Source organism: Pantoea phytobeneficialis (assembly GCF_009728735.1).
In the GTDB taxonomy this organism is placed as follows: Bacteria; Pseudomonadota; Gammaproteobacteria; order Enterobacterales; family Enterobacteriaceae; genus Pantoea; species Pantoea phytobeneficialis.
On sequence record NZ_CP024636.1, the window covers coordinates 2,658,264 to 2,667,755 of the forward strand.

The following is a 9,492-nucleotide window of genomic DNA, read 5'->3' on the forward strand; positions in this document are numbered from 1 at the left end:
TTCTCTTAATGACTGGTGGAGTATCGATGGACCTGATGCAATCAAGCGCAATATATCGCCGTTCCTGGAAGCTCAGCGTTTTCTGTGCTGGCATCGCTTTTCTCAGTAATTCTCAAGCAAACGCGGCCGATGACGCCCTGACAAGGGCCGGACGCATTACCACTCAGGGTCTGACACAACAGCAGGATCTACCTTCATTAACCGGCGAAGTTGCCGAACCCGCGTTAAACCACATCCCGGACACCCTGACGCTCAATCAGGCAGTGCAGCGAGCGGTGCACTGGCATCCCGATATTGCCGAAGCGGTAGGAAAACTGCTGGAGCAGGCCAATCAGGTTGATGTGGCGAAAGCAAAATATTATCCGCAGGTGAGTGCCGGGATGAATAATGGCTACTCCAACGCTTACACCGAAAAAGGCTACAGCCCCTCGTTTGTCCTGTCGGTGTCGCAGATGTTGTATGACTTCGGCAAAGTCAGCAGCTCGGTGCGATCGGCGGAAGCAGGCGTCGCGGAAGAGCAGGCCAACGTGCTGGTCAGCATTGATACCGTGGCGCATGACACGGCAGCCGCGCTGGTTGAAGTACAGGGTTATCAGCAACTGGTGGTCATCGCACAACAACAACTGGCGTCGCTGAATAAAATTGGCGATTTAGCCAGACAGCGTAATGACGAAGGGGCGGCTTCCCTTTCTGATGCCACGCAAACCGATGCCCGTATTGAAGGGGCGCGCACCACCCTGACGCAATATCAGGCCAATCTGAATCGCTGGCGTGCCACGCTGGCAACCTACCTCGGCTGGGCAACGGTCAATAAAGTCAGCGATGATTTTCCCGCGAAGCTGATGCGTTCCTGTCAGTCGTCGCAGGCGGAAGACCGTCTGATTCCGGCGGTGCTGGCAGCCTGGGCGGCGGCCAACCAGGCGCAAGCCAAGCTGGATAACGCCAACGCGCAGATGCTGCCGACTATCTCGCTGGAACCGGAAGTCACCCACTACCTTAACGATCACTATGCCAGCAGTGAAACGCTGGATCGCACCCAGTATTCCGCCTGGGTCAAAGTCGAAATGCCGATTTATCAAGGGGGCGGCATGACCGCCAGTCGTGATGCGGCGGCCAATGCCGTCAGCGCGGCTAATGCGGCGGTCAACTCGGCACGGCTTAAAGCACGCCAACAGCTGAGTGAATCGCAGAATACCTCGCAAAGTCTGGCGCTGACGCTCAACATTCTGGGACGGCAACAACAGCTAAGCGAGAAAACGCAGCAACTCTACCAGGACCAATATTTGCAGCTCGGCACCCGCCCGCTGCTCGACGTGCTGAACGCCGAACAGGAGGTCTACCAGACCCGCTTTACGCTTCAGCAAACCATCAGTCAGTTACGCTCACTGCAACTCGATTGCCTTTACAGCACCGGGCATATGCGGTCGGCGTTCGCCCTGAATAATCAGCGCATCCAGTCCGTGGAGATTCAGCCATGACGCAAATGCAGATTCCAGAAACCCCAGGCGCAAAGCCCGATCACGCTGAAGGCGGTGTGCCGTTACAGGGATGGGCAACGGCGATCATCCAGATCGCCACCCATTATCGTTTACCCTGCTCACCGGGCATGATCCTGGCTTCCAGCGAATGGCAGGGTAAGCAGACGCGCGATAAGGCGCTGCGCCATCTGGCGCGTCAGGCCGGTTTATCGCTGCAATTGTATGATGATGAGAAATGGCAGGTGACCCACTGGCGGCTGCCGCTGGCGGTCGAACTGAATGATGGCCAGGTGGGGGTGATCACCTCCTTTGATGGCGAGGACGAAGTGCGGGTGCATTTTGCCGGTGATGAGCAACCCACACCGCTTTCCCTGCTCGCGTTGCTGGCGGATGTGCGTTTTGCCGCGGCGTTTCGCCCGTTGGCCCCGGCCAAAGACAGCCGGGTCGATCGCTACCTGGAAACCGTTAAGCCGGACTGGCTGCGCCGCCTGGTACTGAAAGATCTGCGCCCCTACGGCTATGTGATGCTGGGATCTTTCCTGATCAACCTGCTGGCGCTGGTTGGCATTATCTTCTCGATGCAGGTCTACGACCGGGTGATACCGGCGCAGTCTTATCCGACATTGTATGTACTTTATATCGGCGTGATTATTTCGGTGGTGTTCACCTATATCCTGCGCGTCGGGCGCGACCATGTTACCGACCTGCTCGGCAAACGGGCGGATATGCGTGTGTCGGACCGGGTGTTTGGTCATGCGTTGCGCCTGCGCAACAGCGCCGTACCGCGTTCAACCGGCACCTTTATCTCGCAACTGCGCGAACTGGAGGCGATCCGTGAGATGGTCACCTCCACCACCGTGACGGCGATTGTCGATATGCCGTTCTTCCTGCTGTTTTTGCTGGTGATGGCGATCATTGCACCGCAACTGGCGTGGATTGCACCGGTAGCGGTGATCCTGATGGTGTTGCCGGGCCTGTTTATGCAGAAAAAACTGTCGAAGCTGGCGCAGCAGGCGCTGAAGGAGTCGACATTACGCAACGCCGTGCTGGTGGAGAGTGTGCAGGGGCTGGAGGATATCAAACTGATGCAGGCGGAGGATCGCTTCCTGCAACAGTGGAACAGCTACATCCGCATCACCGCGCAATCCGGGGTGGAAACCCGTAAGGCAATGCATTCGCTGATCAGTTGGGGAGTGACCATTCAGGGGATGGTGTACGCCACGGTGATTGTGATTGGTGCGCCGATGGTGATTAACGGTGATATCACCACCGGTGCGATTGTGGCGGCCTCGTTGCTGTCATCCCGCATGATCGCGCCGATGGCGACGCTGTGCGGCGTGCTGGCTCGCTGGCAGCAGGTGAAAGCGGCGAAAACCAGTCTCGATGGCCTGATGACGTTGCCGGTGGAGAACAGCACCGACGAAACCCGCATTCATTGTCCGGTGCTGTTTGGTAATTATCAGTTTAACGAGGCGATGTTCCGTTACTACAGCGACACGCTCACCGTCGCGCTACGCATCAACCGTCTGACCATTAAACAGGGCGAACGCATTGCCATCCTCGGGCGCAACGGGGCCGGTAAATCGACCATGTTGCAGGCGATGATTGGCGGCGTGGAGTTAATTGGCGGTGAATTGCTGCTGGATAACCTCAGCCTGCCGCATATCGATCTGGCAGATGTGCGGCGCAACGTCGGTCTGATGACGCAGAACGCACGGCTGTTCCACGGCACCCTGCGGGAAAACCTGACTATGGGGGCGGCACACGCCACCGATGACGCCATTTTTGCCGCGCTGGTGGTCAGCGGCGGTGCTGACTTTATTCATCGTTTGCCGCTCGGCCTTGATCATCCGGTGATGGAAGGGGGCGTGGGCTTATCCGGTGGACAGCGCCAGTCGGTGCTGCTGGCCCGCATGCTGCTGCGCGACCCGAATATCGTGCTGCTGGATGAGCCAACCGCCTCACTGGATGATCACACTGAGAAAGAGTTTATCGAACGACTTGGGCAGTGGCTGAATGGCCGCACCCTGGTAGTCGCCACCCATCGTGCTGCGATTCTCGCGCTGGTGGATCGCATTCTGGTGCTGAAGGAAGGACAACTGGTGATGGACAGCCCGAAAGAGAATGCGTTGCCGCCACCGCGCGCCAGCCATGCGCGCCCGGAGGTTAACCCATGAAACAGTTACCTGCGAAATTACGCCTGGTGGCGGCAGAAGGGGATTCCTCGGACGATCTGGCGGGCGATCTGCAATCAGAAACCCACTATTCAGGTGCGGTGCGCTTGATTGTCATCAGCTTCTTTTTATTACTGGTCACCTGCGTCTGGGCTTATTTTGGCGTGCTGGATGAAGTCTCTACCGGTACCGGCAAGGTGATCCCCAGCTCCCATGACCAGGTGCTGCAATCGCTGGAGGGAGGCATCCTGGACGAAATCTATGTGCACGAGGGCAGCCATGTCGAAGCCGGTCAGGTGGTGGCGAAACTGGACCCGATCCGCTCGGAGTCGAGCGTTGGGGAGAGTGCGGCGCGCTATCGTGCGGCGCTGGCAGCCAGTGCCCGTCTTAATGCCGAGGTCAACGATTTGCCGCTCAGCTTCCCGGCAGAGCTGAATAAATTTCCCGATCTGATTGCGTCAGAAACCCGCCTGTTCAAAACCCGTCGCGCGCAACTGAAAGATGCTACCGCACAGATCCAGCAATCGCTTAGCCTTGCTAACCGTGAGTTGGCGATTACCGAACGTCTGGCAAAAACCGGTGCGGCCAGTAGCGTCGAAGTGCTGCGTTTGCAGCGTGACAAATCCGACCTTGAGCTGAAGATGACCGATATGCGCTCGCAATATTATGTCCAGGCGCGTGAGGATCTGGCGAAAGCCACGGCGGAAGCCGACAGCCTGTTGCAGACGGTTCGTGGGCGTGAGGATACCGTCAGTCGCCTGACCATTCGTGCCCCGATGCGTGGCGTGGTGAAAGACATCAAGGTAACCACGGTCGGTGGGGTGATCCCGCCCAATGGGGAGCTGATGAACATTGTGCCGATGGATGATCATCTGTTGATTGAGGCACGCCTGTCACCGCGCGATATTGCGTTTATTCACCCGGACCAGAAAGCGTTGGTGAAAATCTCCGCTTATGATTATTCAATCTATGGGGGGCTGGATGGGGTGGTGGAGAGCATTTCACCGGATACCATTCAGGATGAGGTGAAGCCGGAGATTTACTACTACCGTGTGTATATCCGCACCGATCATGATTATGTGCAGAATAAAGCCGGTAAACGTTTCTCAATCAGCCCCGGTATGGTTGCTACGGTGGATATCAAAACCGGCGAGAAGACGGTGATGGATTATCTGATTAAACCGTTTAACCGCGCCAAAGAGGCCATGCGCGAACGTTAATTGCAGCCGACGAGAATCTTCGCGATAATCAGCCGCATCAAATCCCTTCCTCGTCGGGTTTAACGACGCGGAAGGGATTTTTTTTGGTCATATTTCACCTATAACTAATCTCACGCAGATTCAGGATATAAAGAGGACGATTTATGTATAACACCCTCGGCAATCAGTACGATAACTCACTGGTTTCGAACGCCTTCGGTTTCATGCGTTTCCCGGTCAACTTCCAACCTTACGACAGCGACGCGGAGTGGGTCATCACCGGCGTGCCTTTCGATGCAGCGACCTCGGGCCGTCCGGGCAGCCGTTTAGGGCCGGGCGCTATTCGTCAGATCTCAACTAACCTCGCCTGGGAAGGCTGCCGTTGGCCGTGGGATTTCGATCTGCGTCAGCGTCTGAACGTGGTGGATTGTGGCGACCTGGTGTATGCCTTTGGTGATTCCCAGGATCTGTCTGACAAGTTGCAGGCCCACGCCGAGAAACTGCTGGCGAACGGCAAACGTATGCTGACGTTCGGCGGTGATCACTACGTCACGCTGCCGCTGCTGCGTGCCCATGCCAAGCATTTCGGCAAAATGGCGCTGGTGCATTTCGATGCGCACACCGACACCTACTCCAACGGCCCGACCTTTGACCACGGCACCATGTTCTTCACTGCGCCGAAAGAAGGGTTGATCGATCCTCACCATTCGGTGCAGATCGGCATCCGTACCGAGTTTGATAAGAGCCTCGGTTTTAACGTGCTGGATGCGGCGCAGGTTAACGATCGCAGTGTCGATGACATCCTGGCTGAAGTGAAGCGCACTGTTGGTGATCTGCCGGTGTATCTGACCTTTGATATCGATTGTCTTGATCCGGCCCATGCGCCTGGCACTGGCACGCCGGTGATTGGCGGCCTGACCACCGATAAAGCCACCAAGCTGATTCGTGGCCTGCAAGGGATGAATATCGTCGGGATGGATCTGGTGGAAGTGGCACCGGGTTACGATCATGCCGACCTGACTTCACTTGCTGCTGCGACGCTGGCGCTGGACATGCTGCACGTACAGGCGGCCAATAAAGGCTAAACTTACTGACGGTCAATTAATCTTCGGAGGTCATGATGGGCTTACTGGATGATTTAGTCGGATCGTTAGAAGGCGGCCAGGGGCAAGGCAATCAGCTGGGCCAGTTGCAGGCTATCTGGAGCTGGGTGCAGGAGCAGGGCGGTATTGAAGCACTGCTGCATAAGTTCCAGCAGGGTGGGCTGGGCGACGTACTGGGTTCGTGGATTGGCACCGGCAACAATCAGCCGGTGGACAGTGGCGATATGCAGTCGGCGTTTGGTCAGCCGGAGTTACAATCACTGGCGGATAAGCTCGGTACCGATGTACAGGGCGCGTCCGGCACCCTGGCGCTTCTGCTGCCGCAACTGATTGATAAAATGTCGCCGCAGGGGCAACTGGATGATCAGAGTTTGCATGATAATCAGTTGGATTTGGGGTCGATGGTCGATCAGCTGTTCAAGCGTTAGGCTGGTTCCCGTAGCGGCGCGATTTATCGCGCGTCTTTTCCGGCACGATGCATGGAATTGCGCGATAAATCGCGCCGCTACGGTGCATTATTTCCCGTCGGCAGCTATCCGGTCACGAATATGCTGCGCGCGCGCTTCGGAATCGGGGTGTGAATCAAACATCGAGCTTTGACGCCCCTGTTCCAGTTGCGCCAACTTTTCGAAGCTGGTCGCCAGTCCCATTGGATTGATGCCGCGTTTCTTCAGCAAATCATACGAATAATCATCTGCTTCTGATTCCTGCGTTTGTGAGAACTGCGCATTCACCAGCTTCTCGCCCAGTTCCCCCAGTTGCGATTGGGATAACGAACCAATGACCCCACCCATTGAGGTTGCCGCGGTACGCGCCGCCGTGGTCGCGAAGGCTACCTGCATCGCTTTACGCGTATGGCCCAGGGCGACATGGCCCATCTCATGACCCAGCACCCCCTCGACCTCGTTATCGGTCATCATATCCATCAGGCCGCTGTAGACGCGGATGCAGCCATTCGCCATCGCCCAGGCATTCACATCTTTGGTCAGATAGACCTTATAGTTAGCTGGCACACCGTTGATGTTGTCACCCAGCGCTGCGCCGATTTTATTCAGGCGTTGCTGGTACTCGCTGTTCGCCGGGGCGAGCTGATTTTCCTTATCCATCTGTGCACAGGATTGATCGCTCAGCTGCTTCACCTGGTCGTCACTTAACGCATAAGCCTGATACGCCTGCGCGCCGGATTGCAGCAACGCATTGTTGTCGAATCCTTCACAGCCGCTCAACAAGGCAGCTATCCCAAAGGCAATGATGGTCGGTTGGATCTTCATTCCAGAATCCTCAGAGTAACAAGGTAGTAAAAACAAACACCTGAACTTGATGCCGGTGTTTAAACGCTTTGTTTATAGCCTGCAAGCGCTTCGCTGGCTAGCAGACAGCAGCTGAATTGCAACCTCTGACCACCAGATTTAGCACCCCGTAGCATGTACTTTTGCCCCGTTTTTCATGTACATTGATGTGCGACTTTTTCCTTGCTTCGCCTGATAGCTGATTAATTACAATAAGTTAGGAGTGGCGAAGTATTAATCCGACCTGGAGTAGAAAATGCCCTCTCGTAAAGAGCTTGCCAACGCCATTCGCGCGTTAAGTATGGATGCAGTACAGAAAGCCAAATCGGGACACCCTGGTGCGCCGATGGGCATGGCGGACATTGCCGAAGTGCTGTGGCGTGACTTCCTGAACCACAACCCGACCAACCCGCAATGGGCGGCGCGCGACCGCTTTGTGCTGTCTAATGGTCACGGTTCGATGCTGATTTACAGCCTGCTGCACCTTACCGGCTACGATCTGCCGATGAGCGAGTTGCAGAACTTCCGTCAGCTGCATTCCAAAACTCCAGGTCACCCGGAATACGGCTACACCGCAGGCGTTGAAACCACCACCGGCCCGCTGGGTCAGGGTATCGCTAACGCCGTCGGCTTTGCGATTGCCGAACGCACACTGGCTGCGCAGTTCAACCGTCCGGGCCACGACATCGTGGACCACAACACTTATGTGTTTATGGGCGACGGCTGCATGATGGAAGGTATCTCACACGAGGTGTGCTCCATCGCCGGTACGCTGAAGCTGGGCAAACTGGTTGCCTTCTATGACGACAACGGCATCTCCATCGACGGTCACGTCGATGGCTGGTTCACCGACGACACCGCAAAACGCTTTGAAGCCTATGGCTGGCATGTGGTGCGCGGCGTGGACGGTCACGATGCCGACGCCATCAAAAAAGCGGTGGAAGAAGCCAAAGCCGTTACTGACAAGCCATCCCTGCTGATGTGCAAAACCATCATCGGTTTCGGTTCCCCGAACAAAGCCGGTACCCACGACTCCCACGGCGCACCGCTGGGCGACGCCGAAGTGGCGCTGACCCGCAAACAGCTGGGCTGGGACTACGCGCCGTTCGAGATCCCGGCAGACATCTACGCTCAGTGGGATGCCAAAGAAGCGGGCAAAGCGAAAGAAGCCGCATGGGACGAGAAATTCGCGGCCTACGCTGCTGCGCACCCGGAACTGGCTGCCGAATTCAAACGTCGCATGAACAACGAACTGCCGGCCAACTGGGCTGAAGAGTCGCAGAAATTTGTTGAGCAGTTGCAGGCCAATCCGGCGAAAATCGCCAGCCGTAAAGCGTCGCAGAATGCCATCGAAGCCTTCGGCAAAATCCTGCCGGAATACCTCGGCGGTTCAGCTGACCTGGCACCGAGCAACCTGACCATGTGGTCCGGTTCTAAACCGATCAACGAAGATGCGGCCGGTAACTACATCCACTACGGCGTGCGCGAATTCGGTATGACCGCGATTGCCAACGGTATCGCCCTGCACGGCGGTTTCCTGCCGTACACCGCCACCTTCCTGATGTTTGTGGAATACNCGCGTAACGCGGCACGTATGGCGGCGCTGATGAAGATCCGTCAAATCATGGTCTACACCCACGACTCCATCGGTCTGGGCGAAGACGGCCCGACGCACCAGCCGGTTGAGCAGATGGCGAGCCTGCGCACCACCCCGAACATGAGCCTGTGGCGTCCGTGTGACCAGGTGGAATCTGCGGTGGCGTGGAAATACGCCATTGAGCGTAAAGATGGCCCGAGCGCGCTGATCTTCTCCCGCCAGAACCTGGCGCAGCAGGATCGTAGCGCTGAGCAGCTGGCAAATGTGGCACGCGGTGGTTATGTGCTGAAGGACTGTGCCGGTCAGCCGGAACTGATCCTGATCGCCACCGGTTCAGAAGTGGAACTGGCGGTCGGTGCTTACGACCAGCTGACCACCGAAGGCCGTAAAGTGCGCGTAGTTTCCATGCCGTCCACCGATGCGTTCGACAAACAGGATGCGGCTTACCGTGAATCTGTCCTGCCGAAAGCAGTGGCTGCGCGTGTGGCTATCGAAGCGGGTATCGCCGATTACTGGTTCAAGTACACCGGCCTGAACGGTGCAATCGTCGGTATGACCCGCTTTGGTGAATCAGCCCCGGCAGAGAAACTGTTCGAAGAGTTTGGTTTCACCGTTGCCAATGTGGTCGCAACCGCGAAATCGATTCTGTAAT

General features: G+C 56.8%; 7 protein-coding genes. 6 read left to right on the forward strand and 1 reads right to left on the reverse strand.

Features of this window, described 5'->3' with window-relative positions:
* The first annotated feature begins 26 nt into the window (after positions 1-26).
* The 5 genes from CTZ24_RS12340 (at position 27) to CTZ24_RS12360 (ending at position 6,382) form a co-directional block, all read left to right on the forward strand.
* Positions 27-1,478, forward strand: coding sequence for a TolC family outer membrane protein (locus tag CTZ24_RS12340; RefSeq protein ID WP_208723665.1), 1,452 nt, complete (start codon positions 27-29; stop codon positions 1,476-1,478).
* Positions 1,475-3,655 (forward strand): type I secretion system permease/ATPase, encoded by a 2,181-nt coding sequence (locus CTZ24_RS12345; RefSeq protein WP_208723666.1) that lies wholly within the window; start codon positions 1,475-1,477, stop codon positions 3,653-3,655. The genes CTZ24_RS12340 and CTZ24_RS12345 overlap by 4 nt, the downstream gene beginning before the upstream one ends.
* Positions 3,652-4,872 (forward strand): HlyD family type I secretion periplasmic adaptor subunit, encoded by a 1,221-nt coding sequence (locus tag CTZ24_RS12350; RefSeq protein ID WP_208723667.1) that lies wholly within the window; start codon positions 3,652-3,654, stop codon positions 4,870-4,872. The genes CTZ24_RS12345 and CTZ24_RS12350 overlap by 4 nt, the downstream gene beginning before the upstream one ends.
* A 143-nt stretch (positions 4,873-5,015) precedes the next feature.
* Positions 5,016-5,936, forward strand: coding sequence for an agmatinase (gene speB / locus CTZ24_RS12355; protein ID WP_208723668.1), 921 nt, complete (start codon positions 5,016-5,018; stop codon positions 5,934-5,936).
* A 35-nt stretch (positions 5,937-5,971) separates the two neighbouring features.
* The gene (locus CTZ24_RS12360) at positions 5,972-6,382 is read left to right on the forward strand and encodes a YidB family protein (protein WP_208725549.1); all 411 of its coding nucleotides are present in this window, start codon (positions 5,972-5,974) and stop codon (positions 6,380-6,382) included.
* 87 nt (positions 6,383-6,469) lie between these two features.
* On the opposite strand, the gene loiP is transcribed toward CTZ24_RS12360, so the two are convergent.
* Positions 6,470-7,225, reverse strand: a complete 756-nt coding sequence (gene loiP / locus CTZ24_RS12365) for a metalloprotease LoiP (protein ID WP_208723669.1) — start codon at positions 7,223-7,225, stop codon at positions 6,470-6,472.
* 274 nt (positions 7,226-7,499) lie between these two features.
* On the opposite strand from loiP, the gene tkt reads away from it, so the two are divergent.
* The gene (tkt, locus tag CTZ24_RS12370) at positions 7,500-9,491 is read left to right on the forward strand and encodes a transketolase (RefSeq protein WP_208723670.1); all 1,992 of its coding nucleotides are present in this window, start codon (positions 7,500-7,502) and stop codon (positions 9,489-9,491) included.
* Position 9,492 lies beyond the last annotated feature (1 nt).

Coding starts and splice junctions, on each gene's coding strand:
- CTZ24_RS12340 (WP_208723665.1), top strand. CDS start 27: ATGGACCTGATGCAATCAAGCGCAATATATCGCCGTTCCTGGAAGCTC.
- CTZ24_RS12345 (WP_208723666.1), top strand. CDS start 1,475: ATGACGCAAATGCAGATTCCAGAAACCCCAGGCGCAAAGCCCGATCAC.
- CTZ24_RS12350 (WP_208723667.1), top strand. CDS start 3,652: ATGAAACAGTTACCTGCGAAATTACGCCTGGTGGCGGCAGAAGGGGAT.
- speB (WP_208723668.1), top strand. CDS start 5,016: ATGTATAACACCCTCGGCAATCAGTACGATAACTCACTGGTTTCGAAC.
- CTZ24_RS12360 (WP_208725549.1), top strand. CDS start 5,972: ATGGGCTTACTGGATGATTTAGTCGGATCGTTAGAAGGCGGCCAGGGG.
- loiP (WP_208723669.1), bottom strand. CDS start 7,225: ATGAAGATCCAACCGACCATCATTGCCTTTGGGATAGCTGCCTTGTTG.